Origin of the sequence: Leptolyngbya sp. FACHB-541 (genome assembly GCF_014695875.1) — a bacterium.
In the GTDB taxonomy this organism is placed as follows: Bacteria; Cyanobacteriota; Cyanobacteriia; order Elainellales; family Elainellaceae; genus JAAUTN01.
The window spans coordinates 55,272-72,420 of record NZ_JACJPC010000098.1; the positions used below are offsets into that span (position 1 = coordinate 55,272).

Sequence of the window (17,149 nt, forward strand, 5' to 3'; positions counted from 1 at the left end):
GGCGATCGCCCTAACACCAGTATCTTTGCCAGGAATCGTAAATAGAAATAGGTTTACGAGTTTAAAGCCTGATTGACGAGCTTGAAATCAAGTTTTACTCCGCTCAACCTTAAAAAACGTGAGAGGATTGCCATTTACGATTCTCTCTTCTACTTCTTTCATACCGATTCTCTCTGCAACTCTGCGAGATTCTAGATTTGGGCGATCGCAGCTTGCCACAAGATACTGATAGCCAAGTTCGTCAAAACAACACTCCAGAATCCTGGCTGCGGCTTCGGTTGCATAGCCTTTCTTAGTTGCCTGAGGCAGCAAAGCATAAACCAGTTGGGGCTGCTCCTCCTCAAAGAAGTACCACAAACCCGTCATTCCAATAATTTCCTCATTATCTCTAGTTCTGATTAGCCAAAGCCCAAAGTTTTTCTCGTTAAAGAGCTTTTGACTCTCACTCAACATTTCCTCAACCTGCTGCAAAGACCAGTCTTCGTCATCACACAAATACCTTCTCACATACGGGTCAATAAAGATTTTGTGGAGGACATCAAGCTCTTCTTCTAAAACGGGACTCAGTTGCAATCTCTGAGTCTCAAATACTGGGTTGATCATCCCTTTGCCTGAGTCAACGGCTGGAAACTAGTATTGTCTAAAAATTCGTACTTCAATTCTTACTTTAAAGCTCTACCGAGTTAGGGGTGCATCCAAGAGGGACAGAGTTATGATGTTGTTTGTAGTGTAGGCATCCATTTGACCTTTTGGTGGACATGGCGATCGCACTTCACTGTGAGGATCAAAGCTGCCTACGGTTTGTAGGACTCAATCTATGCGGTTACGATTTAGCCAACTCCTGATTAGCCTTGGAAGTTTTGGATTTGTACTGGGTTTGGGAATGCTGCCCGCACAGGCTCAAGTCTCAAATGGACAAGTTGCGGCGTTGGTCGAAGCGTTGCGCCAGGCATCCCCCCAAACGGGCAACGCCAATGACGGTTTATATAGTGACTGGCAAATCATGGGAGCCAATATTCCCCGTTGGTCAAGGTCGTGTTTGGGCAGAGAGCTAACTCCAGCCCAGTTTGAAGCTGACCCCAATGCTGCCCGAAGTGTCGTCACCTGCGTCATCCGTGACGTGCTGCAAGATGAATATCGTGCCAGCAATAATAACGAACTGCTGGCGGTGCGGCGATCTGCCGCCTGGTGGATGCGGGGCGACCCAGAACAATATAACAGCGCCGAAATTTCAGACTACGTGCAGCGAGTCGTAACTGCTTATCAACAGCAAGAAGGACGGGCTGCGGCTGCACCCACTACACCTGCTCAGCCTGCAACGCCACAACAGCGTGCTCCTCAGGACTCTGACTACGATCGCTACATGCGAGCAGGCTATGCTGCAACGCAAGCGAGAGAGTTTGGGACGGCGTTGCTCTATTTCAGAAGGGCTTTGGACGAACGACCGGATGATTCTTACGCCGAGCAAGCAATCGAAAACGTCGAAGATTATCAAGATTCTCGTGCTCAATAGCAATTAGCAATTCATTTTGGTTCACTCATTCACTGAAAATATGAAACGGTTATTGATTGGTTTGACCGCCCTGTGTGCAGTAGTTTCCTTTGCCCCTGTTGCCCTGGCTGTAGAAGATTGGGTTGAGGTTACAGAGAATGAGGTGGGCGATCGCTTTCTGGTCGATCGCAACTCCATCGAAAACCGAGAAGGCGTCATCTGGTATTGGGAATATCGAGACTTTCAGGAACCCAACAACGCCTTTATCGGAGTTGAGCTAGAACAGCCCGTTTATGGCACACTGGTTTACCGTTCGGTAGATTGCACCAGCCTGGTATCACGGCTCAGACGCATTACCGTTCATGGCAGAGGTAGACAGGTGATTCACCGTGCCGTTTATGATGACAATGGGCGACTAGCGCAACCCATGCGGGGCAGCAGTTCCGCAGAGGTGTTGCAATTCGTCTGTGATCAGGATCAGGCAGATGAAGCAAATGCAACGGATGAGAGCAACTAAAGGGTAATGAACGCGCTAGTAGGCAAATTGCTGCAAGACGGCAAATATACTCTGGAGCAGCCTTTAGGACAGGGTGGGTTTGGCATCACCTTCAAGGCTGTGCATCGAGACTTGGGGCAAGCGGTGGTGATCAAAACCCTGACTCCAGCCAGCCATCAGATCCCGCAGTTTGCCGAACTAGAGCGACAATTTCGCGATGAGGCGCGGCGGTTAGCGATGTGTGTTCATCCCAATATTGTGCGGGTGAATGACTTTTTTACCGAAGAGGGCATCCCTTATCTGGTAATGGACTACATTCCCGGTCAAACGTTGGAAGAAGTCGTCTTTCCTGATCATTCATTACCAGAGGCGATCGCCATTCACTACATTCGCCAGATTGGAGCCGCCTTACAGGTGGTTCACCAAAATGGTTTGCTGCACCGGGACGTAAAGCCGCAAAACATCATTTTACGCCAGGGTACTCAAGAGGTGGTGCTAATTGACTTTGGCATTGCCCGCGAGTTTACCCCCGGCACCACTCAGACGCATACCAGTTTGGTGTCGGTCGGCTACGCGCCAATTGAGCAGTATATGTCGCAGGAAAAACGCACTCCTGCCACCGATGTTTATGGTTTGGCAGCGACGCTATACGCCTTGCTCACCGCAACTGTGCCGATCGCCTCAGTTTTGAGAACCCGCCAAACCCTGCCAGCACCCCGTGAGCTGCAACCTCAAATTAGTCCCGCCGTCAGTCAGGCTGTCTTACGCGGCATGGCAGTCGAGGTGCAATATCGTCCAGCAACCGTCGCAGAATGGCTAACGTTGCTGCCAACTTCCTCAGCTATTGGGATGGCTGCAGGGGCAAACGGAGCTATTCCCAATCCAGATATTCCCCCTTCCCTGACGACCGCAGCAACCGTAGCAGTCGCTCCTCGCCAGGTGAATCGGGCTGTCCCGGCTCCTGGTGCAGCTACAGTTGGCCCCGCTAAAAGAACGGTCGGAACTCCTGCCAAAACGGCGGCAGCTATTCCCCCAGTTCAAAAACCTCAACGCTCAAACCGAATGGCACCTCTGCTGTTAGTCGGAGTGGCGATCGCCGCTGCCATCGTTGGCGGAGTCAGTGCAATTGTGACGCGATCGCCCCAGACTGCCCAGGCTCCAGAGCCAACCCCCACCGAAACCCCGATAGACTTTTCTCCACCCGAACCAACCGAACTGTCACCCACCCCAGAAGCTTCTCCTTCACCAGAACCTGAGCCAGAGCCAGAACCACCCATCGCAGAGACTCCAGAACCCAGCCCAGAACCTTCACCGTCACAAAGTCAGCAAGGAACTGCCGCTGCATTATCCGACCGCAGCGTTCCTGGATTCGCCACAGGCACATCTATATCTGAGGTGCAGAGTTTACTCGGTGAGCCAACTCGTTCTAGAGACGGCTACTGGCCCAACACACGCTCTGACCTATACGAACTGGTGCCCAACCAAGTCACCCTTGCCTACATCTACGACAAAAGCACCGATCGCATTCGCCAAACCGAAGCCTCCTTTGCCCAATCCGTCGATCCGCTGATGATGCGGGTGACGCTAAACGGAATGCTCAATGGCAGATCGACCGAAGAAATTGAGCAAGCCCTAAGCCAAATTCGCGATCGCCAACGCAACGATTATTCCTTCACCTCTGGCAACCTAGAAGGCGTAATTGAACGTAATGATAGCGATCGGATCTACATTGGCATCTGGGAAGAAGATTTGCACTAACCGATAGGATTGAAATAGCGGTGAGCCATTCTATTAGGAAACAAGCCATACCTGTTGAATCTTTTGAACAAATCTGTAACGATCAGCCTCTGCTAATATTAATTGATGACCTATGGGGACATGGAGGTGGTATGTTCCACTGGTTTGCCCCAACTCCTATAACTAGCTTTGGGTATATTCCAAATCCAATAGAAGAACTCAAACGGGAATACCAGGAATACGGAACAACAGAGAATTTCTTGAATGGAATCTTTAAATCTGAGGATGAACTTGAGTCCTATTGCATTCTCTTAGAACGATTTTTAGAGCAATTGAAGGCAAGCGATCCATCTCTTGTTCATCGAAATATCTTTTTTGATGGGCGAATAGGCGAACAGATTTATAAATCCCTAAAGCAAGAGCTAAAAATAAAGTTTCCAAACCTAGACGCTGAATTTGCTCGCCGAGTTGTTTGGGAAGGGGAACAGATTAAGCCAGGTTTAGAATTGCTTTACCTCAACTCAGATCAGGTGAAGGCGATCGCCCAAGTTCTACACCAAGTTGAAGTGAATGAACTGCTGCAGCATTCCGATACTTTGCAGGATCATCCAGTTTTTTTAGAAGAGTTTTGCAGAACCATTCAGGAGTTTAAAACCTGCTTTAAAGAAGCGGCAGATCGAGGACAGCTTATTCTTACTAAAGTGATTTAATAGCGATCCAATTCTTTAACTAACGTTCGTCACCTTGTAGATCAGGTTCAGGACGCAGATAAACGATGTTCCTTCCTCTGGGTGCGGCGATCGCAGAAGAAAAGTTGACTAAATACTTGTTAGTGCCTTTGCCCAAAGACGATAAATCAAAATTTCTTCAACAAGCAGGGTACACCTTAGAAAATTGGCAGCAGAAGCTGATTTGCGATCGCAGATTTTGACACAACCTGCCGAATTCCTAGAAGAAACGCCTTACGGTAGCAAGTACGCAATTAAGGCAACTTTGAAAGGGGTCAATGGATTAGAACTCGAAATTATCACAATCTGGATGTTGACCGATCAACAAGCGAAGTTTGTTACATTAGTTCCTAACCGCTACATCGATCAGGAGTAGGCTGATGAAAGCGAAATTTCCTTTGTTTTCTGAAGTAGTTCTGCTTCAAGACCTACCCATGTACAACCTGAAGCGAGGTGAAACCGCTACGGTAGTGGAACACTATCCTATGTCTAGTTCCCAGGAGGATGGATATAGCCTTGAGGGATTCAGTGTACCTAATGTAACCGTTGAAGTCTCTGCCTCCCAAATTACTTCTCTGCAAAAATGGCAAAAGGAGATGGAGATTCTGAAGAAACTCGACCAACTAAGTGTTGAAACGCTGATTGATTTAGAAGCTTATATTGAAGAGTTGTTGACCCAAGCAGTTAACGATCAAGTTCAAGCATCTCAGTCATGCTAACGCTTCAACCATCATTTTAGGAAACCGCTACCACTTCTCCTCAGTTTAGATTTGCTACCAAACTACAATGCTGTATTGCTCAAATTCCTTATAGAATTGCAAGCATCCCAACACCTAACTCCTATGTCTTGCCAACATCTCGGTCAAATCACCCCGGACAACCTAATTCCGAAAGCTAACTATCCAATGTTTCGGTGTGAAGAATGCATTCGGACCAACGATCGCTGGGTACATCTGCGAATTTGCCAGAGCTGCGGCAAGATGCTGTGCTGTGACTCTTCTAAAAATCAACACGCCCGTCGTCACTACGAGGAGACTGGGCATCCCATCATTAGTTCAGCAGAACTGGGAGAGCAGTGGCTCTGGTGTTTTGTCGATAAGCAAATGCAGCAATATTGATACATCGCAGCCCTCAATCAGTTGTAAGATGAGCGGGTTGTGATTTGGCTGCACGGATGAGTGCGATCGCCTCTCAGTTTGAGAAAATTGTCGGTTCAGTTGGGGTTTCTACCTGGGAAAGTTTGAACTCCGAGCAGCAGGTTCAATTTAGTGCAGCTCTGGTTCCTGGGACTCAAATCGACTCTGTTATTTATCCTGCGACTCCAGCAGAGCTAGCAGAAGTGATGACCTGTGCCAGCCAAAATCGTTGGCGTGTTTTGCCCTGCGGCTCTGGCACCAAATTGCACTGGGGCGGATTGGCAGAAGGCGTTCAGATAGTGGTAAGTACAGCGAAACTGAACCGTTTGATCGATCATGCGGTAGGGGATCTCACTGTTACAGCGGAAGCGGGAATGCGGTTTGCAGAGCTTCAGGCGGCGCTGGCGAAGGTGGGGCAATTTTTGGCGATCGCCCCCACCTATTCCGATCGGGCGACCTTGGGAGGAATTGTTGCCACTGCCGACACGGGTGCCTTGCGCCAACGCTATGGTGGCATTCGAGATATGCTGATCGGGCTTTCCTTTGTGCGATCGGATGGGCAAATTGCTAAGGCAGGTGGGCGAGTTGTGAAAAACGTCGCAGGCTATGACCTGATGAAGCTGTTCACCGGGTCTTATGGGACATTGGGAATCATCAATCAGGTGACATTTCGGGTATATCCGCTGTCAACTGCCTCTCAAACGGTCATTCTTACGGGAACGCCAGATGCGATCGCCCAGGCAACCCAAACGCTATTAGCTTCAGCCCTGACTCCTACAGCGATCGAGCTACTTTCTGACAGTACTGTTGCTCAGCTACAGCTAGGTCAGGGCATGGGATTGGTCAGCCGCTTTCAAGGAATTGCGGTCAGCGTCGAACAGCAAGCGGCCAAACTTCTAGAAGTGGGTCAAGCGTTAGACTTAAAGGGCGAAGAGTTGACCGATGATGATGAGTCCAATTTATGGCACAAATTACCAGAAAGATTTGAAGATACTGCTGCTGAACCCGTGATTATTTGCAAGATAGGAATATTGCCCACCAACGCAGTCGCAACTTTAGCAAAAGTGAGTGAAATCAGGCAGAGTGAAATGACCGAGGCGATCGCCACGATTCATGCAAGTAGCGGCTTAGGCAAACTTAAAATGAGTGGGGACGCGACTCCTGAAACGCTGCTCAAAATTCGCCAACTTTGTGAGTCTCAGGGTGGTTTTCTCACGGTGCTATCGGCTCCACAATCGCTCAAACAGCAGTTTGACGTTTGGGGCTATTCAGGCAATGCGTTGGAGTGGATGCAGAAATTAAAACAACAGTTTGATCCACAAGATTTGCTCAGTCCCCATCGTTTTATCCGCAACATTTGAGGGGTGCGATCGCCAAATGAACACTTCAGACACAACCAAACCTGCTGATCAATTCAATCAAAACCTGGACAATCAAAACCTGGACTCCTTTCCCAGCTTTGATGCCAAACATCCGCCCGACCAAAAACTGGTTGATGCCTGTGTCCACTGCGGCTTTTGCTTGACGACCTGTCCCAGCTACCGAGTGATTGGCAAGGAAATGGATTCGCCTAGAGGACGAATCTATTTAATGAATGCCATTAATCATCACGAAGCGCCGCTGTCTACCGCGACTTCACAACACTTTGACTCTTGTCTAGGCTGTCTCGCCTGCACCACAGCCTGTCCATCCGGAGTGCAGTATGACCAGTTGATTGCTGCGACTCGTCCCCAGGTTGAGCGAAATGTTCCTCGTTCACTGGGCGATCGCCTCTTCCGCCAACTCATCTTTTCCCTCTTCCCCTACCCTAATCGCCTGCGGTGGTTGCTGGTGCCGCTATTTGTTTACCAGAAGCTAGGACTGCCAAAGCTAGTGCGTTCTACCGGATTGCTCCAGCGGTTCTTGCCACGACTCGCTGCAATGGAATCTTTGTTGCCTAATGTCACTGCTGAATCCTTTCAAGATACGCTTCCGACTGTAATTCCAGCGCAGGGAGAGCAGCGCTATCGAGTGGGAATGATTTTGGGTTGTGTACAGCGATTATTCTTCTCAGAAGTGAATGAAGCGACTGCCAGAGTCCTCAGTGCTAATGGCTGTGAGGTGGTCATTCCCAAATCTCAGGGCTGCTGTGCAGCACTGCCCCAACACCAGGGACAGGAAGAACAGGCACAGGCGATCGCCCGCCAGATGATCGACAGCTTTGAAGGCACAGACGTAGATGCAATCATTATTAATGCCGCAGGCTGTGGACACACATTGAAGGAATACGGTCACATCCTTCAAGATGACCCTGACTACCGTGAGAAAGCGCATGAATTTGCCAGCAAAGTGAAGGACGTTCAGGAGTTTTTGGGAGCGATCGGACTCACCGCCAAACTTTCTCCCCTCACTGACGCACCTTTAACGCTTGTTTATCAGGATGCTTGCCACCTGCTGCACGGGCAAAAGATCAGCCTGCAACCGCGTCAGCTTCTCCGTCAAATCCCGAATGTGCAGCTTCGAGAACCGATGGATGCGGCTCTTTGCTGCGGCAGTGCAGGCGTTTACAACATGCTGCAACCCGAAGTTGCAGACGAGTTAGGGCAGCAAAAGGTACAAAATTTACTCAACACAGGCGCGACGCTAATCGCTTCCTCTAACCCCGGCTGCTCATTGCAAATTCAAAAGCACCTCCAGCTTCAAGGCAAAACCGTGCCGCTGATGCATCCAATTCGCCTGCTAGATTACTCGATCCGTGGCGTGAAACTAGAGCAACTTTGAATCCTCGGCATCCGGGATTGCTAAGGCTAACTGATAAATTTGACGACGGGACAAGGACGTTTTTTGAGCAAGCTGTCGGCTGGCTTGCGATCGCGACAATCCCTGACTCAACAAGTGCTGCAATTCTGCTCTCAGGGCTGACTCTGACAACAGTGGCTCTGCCAGTTCGTTTCCGGCAATCACCAGGGTGAATTCCCCTTGAGGTTCTCGATCGCTGTAGTGGGCGATCGCCTCCTCCAAACTGCCGCGCCACACTTCCTCATGCAGTTTGGTCAATTCCCGTCCCAGAGCGATCGCTCGGTCGGTTCCCAACACCTCTGCCAGATCCTTCAGGGTTTGCCGCAAGCGATGGGGAGATTCGTACAGAATCAGCGTTCTAGCCTCGGTCTGCAAAGCTTCCAGGCGATCGCGTCGTTCCTGTCCTTTGGCGGGCAAAAAGCCTTCAAAAATAAAGCGATCGGTCGCTAAACCCGACACGCTAAGCGCTGTCACTCCTGCACTGGCTCCCGGAATAGGCACCACTACAATTCCCTCATCAGCACAGGCTTTCACCAGTTCGTATCCGGGGTCGGAAATTCCTGGCATTCCGGCATCGGTCACGAGGGCGATCGCCTTGCCCTGACGCAGCCGCTCTAGCAGTTCGGGCAAACGGCTGTGGCGATTGTGGTCGTGATAGCTGACCTGCGGGGTAGAAATTTGAAAATGCTGGAGCAGTTTTCCGGTGTGGCGAGTGTCTTCGGCAGCGATCGCATCCACCGTTTGCAAAATCCGCACTGCCCGGAAGGTCATATCTTCCAGGTTGCCGATCGGGGTTCCTACTACATATAGAGTGCCATGCATGTAGGCATCGTAGCTCAGAGTGAGAATGAGAAACGCTGAAAACTGCTTAATCTCTCAGTATTTCTAGCGATCTGACGCTTGCTAAAAGCTAAAATCGCGAATCTCTGTTCTCAAAACTTGTAAAAGTACCTGTTTAAGTAAAGTTTTATTTACTGAGAAGATACTGATTTCGCTGAGCCTTGTTGTTGCCTTGTTGAAGCTTTCAACAAGGCAAAGCTCCGCTGCGCGGTTTTAAAGATTTGCTAACCATAATGTTTATACGTGGAACTTGGCTGAACGGTTTTAAAAATTTGAAAATTCTTTTCCTTACATTGCTTAAAAAATAGCTTCATCAGAGTGCCGCTGACCTTAAAACCCTTTGTCAGTCTCCACAATTGCTTGCGTTCTTGGCTCTTCTTTAATTCACATTTACCTGTAAACCACTCCAAATCATGGTCACTACCAGTTCTGAATTCGCCGCTGTTTCTGCATCTGTTCGTTCTCAGGTTTATTTAAGAGGTTCGACCAACATCCATCCTTCAGTCAACAGCAAAGTGAAGCGATGTATCGATATTTTGGGAGCAACGATAGGGCTGATTTTGACTGCGCTAGTGGTTATGCCCATTACGATCGCCATCCAGATTGACAGCCCAGGACCCGTTTTCTACAGCCAAACTCGCTGTGGGCATCGTGGTCGCTACTTCAAAATTTGGAAATTTCGCTCAATGGTCGTGAATGCTGAAGCACTCAAACAGCAGGTCACAAATCAGGCAAACGGTCACGTCTTTAAGAATGACAACGATCCTCGGATTACAAGAGTGGGTCAATTTCTGCGACGTACTAGTCTGGATGAACTGCCGCAGTTTTGGAATGTGCTACAGGGCGACATGAGCCTAGTGGGCACTCGTCCGCCTACAGTAAACGAAGTTAAACAGTACAGCAAGCATCACTGGAGACGGCTCGAAGTTAAGCCTGGTATTACGGGCGAATGGCAGGTCAATGGTCGCTCTCAAATCATCGACTTTGAAGCTATTGTGCAGCTTGACCTGAGATATCTTCATCGCTGGTCAGTAATGTATGACCTTTTTTTGATTGGCAAGACGATTTGGGTGGTTTTGTCGAAACAGGGAGCCTGTTAAATCCTTAGAAGAATCACAATCAATAGACCTTTTGCGTGAATGGTAGCGCGGCTCCGCCGCGCTACCATTCACGCTTTAAAAAGCGATTCATAGAGGTTTATTTAAATGACCTAAATTTTGATTTAGCTGTAGCTTAGTTCAAGCGTATTCGGTTCAAGGGTAGAATCCTCAAAAGTTGAGGGGGGTTATCATCTCAAGATGGACTCTCTCAACTTTCTTGCGTCTTCTTATACCTACTCACAATCTGGTAGCTTTATCGGCTCCACTCTTCCTCGTGATTTCCCTATTTCCCCCACTGCAATTGTTGGCGATCGCCCCTGCCTGGTTCTCCTACGCCTTTCTAACTCATCCGCTCATGGGTCAGGTTCAGCCGTTTTTAGGAGATGTTCGACTTGATTTGGCAGCTCTGGTTGTGATGCTGGCCCTTTCTGCCTGCTTTTCTGGGTCAGAAACCGCTATTACGGCCCTGGACAATCTGAAACTGAGAGCACTGATCAAAGAACAGGGTGATCCCGGTGGAATGTTTACCCTGGTGCTAGAAAATCGGGCTCGGTTCATCACCACACTCCTGATCGGCAACAATCTGGTTAATAATACTTCGGCTATTCTTACCAGTAATCTTTTCACGATCTGGTTTGGCAATGCAGCAGTGGGGATCGCTACAGGTGTAATCACGCTGCTAGTCCTGATATTTGGCGAGATTACGCCCAAGTCGCTGGCAATCAACAACGTCATGCCGATTTTTAGGGTGGTGGTACGCCCAATCTATTGGCTGTCTAGAGTGCTGTCATTTTTTGGCATTGCTCAGTTTTTGGAGGCGATCGCTCAATTCGCCATCCGCACTTTTCAGGGCAACGTAGTACAGCAAGGAGAATCGATCAAAGATCTGCAGCTGATGATCGAAATTCTGGGCGGCAAAGGACAGCTTGACCTCGATCGCCATCAGTTGCTCAACAAAGCACTCATGCTCGATCGGGTGGTAGCACGAGACGTGGTCAAACCTCGAATTGACATGCAAACGATTTCCCACGAAGCAACGCTACGCGAACTCGTAGATTTTTGCTTAAAAACCGGATACTCTCGCATCCCGGTTCAAGAGGAGTCAAAAGACCAAATTGTGGGCATCGTTCATCTAAAGCGAGCCCTGCAAGAATTAGACTCGGTTTGCCAAACTGACCAAACTGATGCGCCCGTGACGCAAGCAATGGATGCACCTGTCTACGTACCCGAGCTAAAGCGGGTCGCTGACCTGCTCAAAGAAATGCTGCAACAGCAGTTTCACATTGCGATCGTGGTAGACGAATATGGTGGCACCGTTGGACTCGTTACCCTGGAGGACATTCTAGAGGAGCTAGTTGGTGAAATCTATGACGAAAGCGACTTTCCCTCTCGGATTCGATGGCAGCGCAGCGTGCCTACGATTCGGCGATTAGGTTGAGCGTTTGCTAAACATGACGTACAAGCTAGAAACCTGCTTTGAACCAGTCAAGAGTCCTGCATTACAATCAACAGCGCTAATTGTCGAGGAACGCTGTAAAATTGCGAAATCTGTTAAAGGGCAGTTTGCAAACCGCCCCTACCAGAGGAATGGATAGTCATAATCCATCCCTCTGTTCAACGACATCTAAATTCAGCAGAATCAAGCATGGAATAAGAGGCAGTATGAACCAATAAGCAAGCCCGATCTCTAGTAAAGCAACCAGTCAGGGTGATTTTTACCAAACCCTCTCAGCGTGACAAAGTGTAGGGACATCATGTGCGCTTCTAATTGACTGCTGTTGTCGTGTGTTGTCGCCCAGCAATTTAGTGAGATTCTCTGTAAGACTTTCCGCAGAAAGATTTATAGTGATCGCATCAATTGCTCAACCGTCCCAACTCTGCATTCTGTAGGAGCGGTACCTTGAACAAAAAGACTTCTAATGATTCCTCTCTATCCGTCCAGGTGATTGTCCTGTCCTTAACCGCTTGGGCAATTATTGCGCTCCTATTTTTTCTCTTATTTAGTGTGCCTTTACCCGGGCAAGGGCGACCGAGCTGGTACGGAGTGACGACTTACGTGCTTGAGGATGTGGCTTTTTTGGGAGCTGCTATCCTCTGCTTTCGGAACTGGCGTAGTAGCCTGATCGTCAGTGGTAGAACTGTTTGGTTAGCGATCGGTTTGGGAATGTTGTCTTACTTTATCGCTAACTTGCTGTTGGCTCAGTGGGAGTTAGGTTGGGGGCAATCGCCCGACCTTTCTCCTGGAGATTTCTTTTTTATCTTGACCTATTTCTTCTTGGGCTGGGGAATGCTGTTGGCGGTTATCTCCAGGCGGCTGAATCTAGCTCTGTGGCAGTGGGCTACGGTTTTAGGAATTGCGATCGCAGGGATTTTGCTTGCCTATCTGCTGCTTTCCGCACCAGAAGAAACTGAACTTCCGGCTGCTCCTACCGGGATTGAACAAACTGCTCCTGCTAATCCCGGTGCTCCACCAGATGCAGCCCCAGCGCTGCCAGAGGGCTCCACCGAAGCCGATGCCCTAGAAGCAAATACTGCCCCAGGTTGGGTTACGAGTTTAGCGGCTGACCTGGAACCCCTGGGAGATATCGTTACTCTGCTCTACATCATTGGTGACATTATTCTGGTGGTGATGGCAACAACCCTGCTGTTAGCATTTTGGGGAGGACGATTCTCCCTATCTTGGCGGTTCATTGCCGCTGCCGCTTTCTCACTCTATCTGGCAGACATCTGGTTCTTCTATGCCACTACCTATGTTGAGGATTACGAAACTGGAGCTTTGCCAGAGGTATTCTTCATCTTTAGCGCGGTTCTGTTTGGCATTGGTGCAGCCTTAGAGTACGATCTGTCAACCCGTTCTCGCCGAGGAGGAAGGAGGAGAGCGTAGGATAAGGGATGAAAGAACTCCCTATAATCCTGATGAATTGGCAGAATGGTAGTAGTGGTAGTGATAAAAAGCAAAGATATAATTTGCTTCTCTACAGAAACGGTCTAATAGCTGACAGTCCGATCGCTGGCTGAGGAAAGATTTGCGGCATGGCTCCCCAAAAATTGTCTGATTCTGATAAACAAACGATTCTCACGTTGTATCGCCACCCAGAGGAGACGACCTCAACTCTGGCCAGTCGCTATGGCGTGAGCAATACCACCATTAGCCGCATCCTGAAGCAAGGCTTGTCGGAACAGGAGTATGAAACCCTGGTGCAGCAAAAGCGAGGTGGATTGTCTACCCGGTTTCTTAATTTTGCACCTGAGTCTTCTGAACCGCCTGAAGTAGAATCTAAGCCGATTCAGCCACTTGAACAACCTTCTCAACCTGAACTCTTTGAATCATCTCCCCAACCTGAATTCTTTGAACAACCTTCTCAACCTGAACCCTCTGAACAACCTTCTCAACCAGAGCCATTGGTCTCTCAGTTAGCCGAAGCGAAGCCAAAGCCTCAACTACGGGAGATTCCAGCTCCTCAGCGTCGTGAGCGGAAACGCACGGCGATCGCTGAAGCAAATGAGACAACATTTGCACCTCCGTTGACCAAAACGACAGAGGTAGACAGCGTTGAAGCAAAAATCGCAGAGGTGGCTGACAAAAACTTGTCTTCTGCGACGCAGATTCCACTGCTAGAGTTTTCAGCGGCAATGGAAGACCAAATTGCAAAGCCGCAGTCGGACCAAAACTATGGTTTAGAAACAACTCCTCGTGTTGCAGAGACGCTAGCAGAAGATTTGTTGAATGAGGGAGAGGACTTTGAAGAACTGGATGATGAGGAAGAAGATTTAGAAGACCTGGATGACGACCTGGATGATGACGAGGATGACTCGTATGGAGCAGGTGGAGATTCGCAAGATTTCACCGCTGTACATATTCAGTCAAAGGAACGGGTAAGCGTTTTGCCGTTGTCGGAAGCTCCGATTCCTAAGATCTTTTATCTGGTCGTTGATCGCGCCTCCGAGTTGATTACTCGCCCACTCAGAGATTTTGCCGACCTGGGGCAAATTCCTGATGAGGAAATTCAAGCAAGAACGCTGCCAATTTTTGACAACCATCGAGTTGCTCGACGGTTTTCTCGCCGAATGCAGCGAGTCGTCAAGGTTCCCGATGGGCGAATGCTACACAAAGTTGGACCTTATTTGCAGGCTAAGGGGATCACGCGTTTGCTAATCGATGGGCAGGTTTACTCGATTTAACTTGCAGACTTAACTTGCAGAACACGGTGAAAATTGAGCGGCTGGATCATCTGGTCTTGACGGTGGCTGATTTACAAGCGACCTGTGATTTTTACGCGCGGGTTCTAGGAATGGAGGTGGTGATGTTTGGCGATCGCCGCTATGCCCTCCACTTTGGTCAGCAAAAAATTAACCTGCACCAAGTTGGCAAAGAGTTTGAGCCAAAATCTGCCCAGCCTACTCCTGGCTCTGCCGACCTTTGCTTGATTACAACTACACCTTTAACTGAGGTGATGACTCACCTGCAATCTTGCGGAGTAGAAATTGAGCAGGGAATTGTGCCAAGAACTGGAGCAATGGGGGCGATCGCCTCCCTCTACATTCGTGATCCCGATGGCAATCTGTTAGAAATTTCCAATTACCTCCAAGTCTCGTAAGATTGGAGCAACGCTTGCGGATGCATCATGCAGATTCGGGTTGAGACATTTACGGTTCACAAGCGATTTGCCCTGACCATTAGTCGCGGCACGTCGGCAGAAAGTACAAACGTCTGGCTGATTCTAGAACACGACGGAATTGAAGGCTGGGGAGAAGCTTCACCTTTTTCGGTAGGTCGTCCTCAGCCCACCGAAGAGCTTGTTCTTCAGCTTCAGCAAATTGCGCCTCAATTAAAGTCGCTGACTCCCTTTGACCAGCAGCGGATTGAGCAAATTTTGACAGATGCCAATCTGCCCTCTGCTGCCCAGACTGCACTTGATCTGGCATTGCATGACTGGCGCGGCAAGTATCTGGGGCTGCCGCTGTGGAAACTGTGGGGATTGGAGCGCGATCGCATCGTGCCCACCTCTGCCACCATTGGTATCAGTTCTCCTGAAGCCGCTCGACAACGGTTGCTGCATTGGCTACAGCTTGCTCCCTTTCAAGCCGTTAAGGTGAAACTCGGTAGCCCTAGTGGGATCATGGCAGACCAGGAAATGCTTAAAGCAGTGCAGCAAGAAGTGCCCAAAGGGGCAAAAGTCAGTATTGACGCAAATGGCGGTTGGAATTTGGCAGATTCTATTTCCATGAGCCACTGGCTAGCGGAACAGGGTGTCACCTACATCGAGCAGCCGCTCGATAAAGGGCAGGAGTCAGATTTACTGGAACTGTATCGCCAGTCGCCATTGCCCATTTTCGTAGATGAAAGCTGTTTTGATAGTCGCGACATTCCCAAACTGGCAGATCGCGTTCATGGCATCAACATTAAGCTAATGAAATCGGGCGGCTTGAGTGAGGCACTCCGGATGATTCACACAGCCAAAGCCTGTGGCTTGCAAATTATGTTTGGCTGCTACTCGGACAGCGCTTTAGCCAATACCGCAGCAGCCCATCTGGCTCCTTTTGCAGATCATTTAGACTTGGATAGTCATCTCAACCTAATTGATGATCCGTTTGTTGGGGCCTCTTTGGAAAATGGCTGTCTAGTGCCAAACGACTTACCAGGATTGGGGGTGCAACGTGTTCACGGCTAGCGATCGCATTGCCCTGCTGATGCATGAAGGGCTGCAAGGGGCAAAAGGAAAAACGGGCATTTCTCTACTGCGTTATAGCGATCTGTCGATTGTGGCAGTTGTGGATGAGCAATCTCCAGGGCGATCGCTTTCAGAGCTGATTGGAATTTCGCGTCCGGTGCCCATTGTTGCATCAGTAGCAGAGGCACTCGCCTATCAGCCTACCGTGTTAATGATTGGGATCGCTCCCTCTGGCGGAGCGCTGCCCGAAGCCTGGTGGCAGGAGGTAAAACAAGCTGTTGCTGCGGGTTTGTCAGTTGTGAATGGACTGCATACACCCCTGGCAACTGATCCCCAACTCAGCAGCTTGCTAAAACCCGGTCAGTTGATTTGGGATGTGCGCCGAGAGCCACAAGGTTTAACAGTAGGCAGTGGTCAGGCGCGATCGCTTCCCTGTCTACGAGTTCTGACCGTTGGCACCGATATGAGCGTCGGCAAAATGTCTACCAGTTTAGAGCTAAATCGAGCTGCACAAGAGCGAGGCTTACAGTCCCGATTTTTAGCAACAGGGCAGACAGGGCTAATGCTGGGTCATGACGGCATTCCTTTAGACGCAATCAGAATTGATTTTGCCTCTGGCGCAGTTGAGCAAATCATGATGCGCTATGGGTATGACTACGACATTCTGTTTGTTGAAGGGCAAGGATCGCTGATGAATCCAGCCTCTACTGCTACTCTTCCTCTGATGCGGGGCAGTCAACCTACTCATCTGGTCCTAGTTCATCGGGCGGGACAAACTCACGTTCAGCAATTCACAGATGTTCCCATCCCACCCTTACCCAAAGTTATTCAAGTGTACGAAACGGTTGCCTCTGCTGGTGGAGCATTTGCTGAGGTGAAAGTGGTGGCGATCGCCCTTAACACCTTTCACCTGAGCGAAGAAGAAGCACAGGAAGCGATCGAACATGCCCAGCTAGAAACAGGGCTGCCTTGCACCGACGTGATTCGCTTCAACGCAGAACCTATTCTAGATGCAATTCTCAAGTGACCAATACTGCACTCACGACAAAACGAGAATATGTAAAACGAGGATATGGCTGGCATATCCTCGTTCAAGCTTAGTCTAGACAGGTGAAGCGGTATTAAACTCTAAAACTTAACTCGATCAGGAAAAGAGTCCTGAAGCTGGAC

The 17,149-nt window shown here is 49.3% G+C and carries 19 protein-coding genes; 17 read left to right on the forward strand and 2 right to left on the reverse strand.

The window, feature by feature from the left end; all coding sequences use genetic code 11:
* Positions 1–87: 87 nt before the first annotated feature.
* Positions 88–603 (reverse strand): GNAT family N-acetyltransferase, encoded by a 516-nt coding sequence (locus H6G00_RS20010; protein ID WP_190798090.1) that lies wholly within the window; start codon positions 601–603, stop codon positions 88–90.
* 214 nt (positions 604–817) lie between these two features.
* Between H6G00_RS20010 and H6G00_RS20015 the strand changes: the two genes are divergently transcribed.
* The 10 genes from H6G00_RS20015 to H6G00_RS20055 all read left to right on the forward strand — a co-directional run bounded on the left by H6G00_RS20015 (position 818) and on the right by H6G00_RS20055 (position 8,349).
* A complete protein-coding gene (locus tag H6G00_RS20015) occupies positions 818–1,513 on the forward strand; it encodes a hypothetical protein (protein WP_199318611.1) in 696 nt (231 codons plus the stop codon).
* Between the two features lie 40 nt (positions 1,514–1,553).
* Positions 1,554–2,009 carry a hypothetical protein gene (locus H6G00_RS20020; RefSeq protein ID WP_190798091.1) on the forward strand — a complete coding sequence of 152 codons (456 nt, stop codon included), beginning with the start codon at positions 1,554–1,556 and terminating at the stop codon, positions 2,007–2,009.
* Positions 2,010–2,015: 6 nt separating this feature from the next.
* The gene (locus H6G00_RS20025; protein WP_190798092.1) at positions 2,016–3,746 is read left to right on the forward strand and encodes a serine/threonine-protein kinase; all 1,731 of its coding nucleotides are present in this window, start codon (positions 2,016–2,018) and stop codon (positions 3,744–3,746) included.
* Between the two features lie 20 nt (positions 3,747–3,766).
* Complete coding sequence (locus tag H6G00_RS20030) at positions 3,767–4,435, forward strand: hypothetical protein (protein WP_190798093.1); 669 nt, start codon at positions 3,767–3,769, stop codon at positions 4,433–4,435.
* 65 nt (positions 4,436–4,500) lie between these two features.
* Positions 4,501–4,656: a hypothetical protein gene (locus H6G00_RS35600; protein ID WP_242042393.1), complete on the forward strand. Its 156-nt coding sequence runs from the start codon at positions 4,501–4,503 to the stop codon at positions 4,654–4,656.
* A complete protein-coding gene (locus H6G00_RS35605) occupies positions 4,620–4,829 on the forward strand; it encodes a DUF6883 domain-containing protein (RefSeq protein ID WP_242042394.1) in 210 nt (69 codons plus the stop codon). The genes H6G00_RS35600 and H6G00_RS35605 overlap by 37 nt, the downstream gene beginning before the upstream one ends.
* Positions 4,830–4,833: 4 nt before the next feature.
* Complete coding sequence (locus tag H6G00_RS20040) at positions 4,834–5,172, forward strand: DUF4926 domain-containing protein (RefSeq protein WP_190798094.1); 339 nt, start codon at positions 4,834–4,836, stop codon at positions 5,170–5,172.
* Positions 5,173–5,295: 123 nt separating this feature from the next.
* Positions 5,296–5,571, forward strand: coding sequence for a UBP-type zinc finger domain-containing protein (locus H6G00_RS20045; protein ID WP_190683972.1), 276 nt, complete (start codon positions 5,296–5,298; stop codon positions 5,569–5,571).
* A gap of 44 nt (positions 5,572–5,615) precedes the next feature.
* A complete protein-coding gene (locus H6G00_RS20050; protein ID WP_242042395.1) occupies positions 5,616–6,950 on the forward strand; it encodes an FAD-binding oxidoreductase in 1,335 nt (444 codons plus the stop codon).
* Between the two features lie 16 nt (positions 6,951–6,966).
* Complete coding sequence (locus H6G00_RS20055) at positions 6,967–8,349, forward strand: heterodisulfide reductase-related iron-sulfur binding cluster (protein WP_190798095.1); 1,383 nt, start codon at positions 6,967–6,969, stop codon at positions 8,347–8,349.
* On the opposite strand, the gene rsmI is transcribed toward H6G00_RS20055, so the two are convergent.
* Entirely contained in the window at positions 8,335–9,189 is an 855-nt protein-coding gene (gene rsmI / locus H6G00_RS20060) for a 16S rRNA (cytidine(1402)-2'-O)-methyltransferase (protein WP_190798096.1), read from the reverse strand. The two genes, H6G00_RS20055 and rsmI, sit on opposite strands and share 15 nt — an antisense overlap.
* Positions 9,190–9,620: 431 nt before the next feature.
* On the opposite strand from rsmI, the gene H6G00_RS20065 reads away from it, so the two are divergent.
* From H6G00_RS20065 to H6G00_RS20095, 7 genes are all read left to right on the forward strand, one after another.
* Positions 9,621–10,307, forward strand: a complete 687-nt coding sequence (locus H6G00_RS20065) for a sugar transferase (RefSeq protein WP_190798097.1) — start codon at positions 9,621–9,623, stop codon at positions 10,305–10,307.
* A gap of 355 nt (positions 10,308–10,662) precedes the next feature.
* Positions 10,663–11,745 (forward strand): hemolysin family protein, encoded by a 1,083-nt coding sequence (locus H6G00_RS20070; protein ID WP_190798221.1) that lies wholly within the window; start codon positions 10,663–10,665, stop codon positions 11,743–11,745.
* A gap of 462 nt (positions 11,746–12,207) precedes the next feature.
* Entirely contained in the window at positions 12,208–13,191 is a 984-nt protein-coding gene (locus H6G00_RS20075) for a hypothetical protein (RefSeq protein WP_190644472.1), read from the forward strand.
* A gap of 149 nt (positions 13,192–13,340) precedes the next feature.
* Positions 13,341–14,489: a hypothetical protein gene (locus H6G00_RS20080; protein ID WP_190798098.1), complete on the forward strand. Its 1,149-nt coding sequence runs from the start codon at positions 13,341–13,343 to the stop codon at positions 14,487–14,489.
* Positions 14,490–14,515: 26 nt separating this feature from the next.
* Positions 14,516–14,905 (forward strand): VOC family protein, encoded by a 390-nt coding sequence (locus H6G00_RS20085; protein ID WP_190798099.1) that lies wholly within the window; start codon positions 14,516–14,518, stop codon positions 14,903–14,905.
* Positions 14,906–14,932: 27 nt separating this feature from the next.
* The gene (locus tag H6G00_RS20090) at positions 14,933–15,979 is read left to right on the forward strand and encodes a dipeptide epimerase (protein WP_190798100.1); all 1,047 of its coding nucleotides are present in this window, start codon (positions 14,933–14,935) and stop codon (positions 15,977–15,979) included.
* Positions 15,980–15,998: 19 nt separating this feature from the next.
* A complete protein-coding gene (locus H6G00_RS20095) occupies positions 15,999–17,006 on the forward strand; it encodes a DUF1611 domain-containing protein (protein ID WP_190798222.1) in 1,008 nt (335 codons plus the stop codon).
* Positions 17,007–17,149 lie beyond the last annotated feature (143 nt).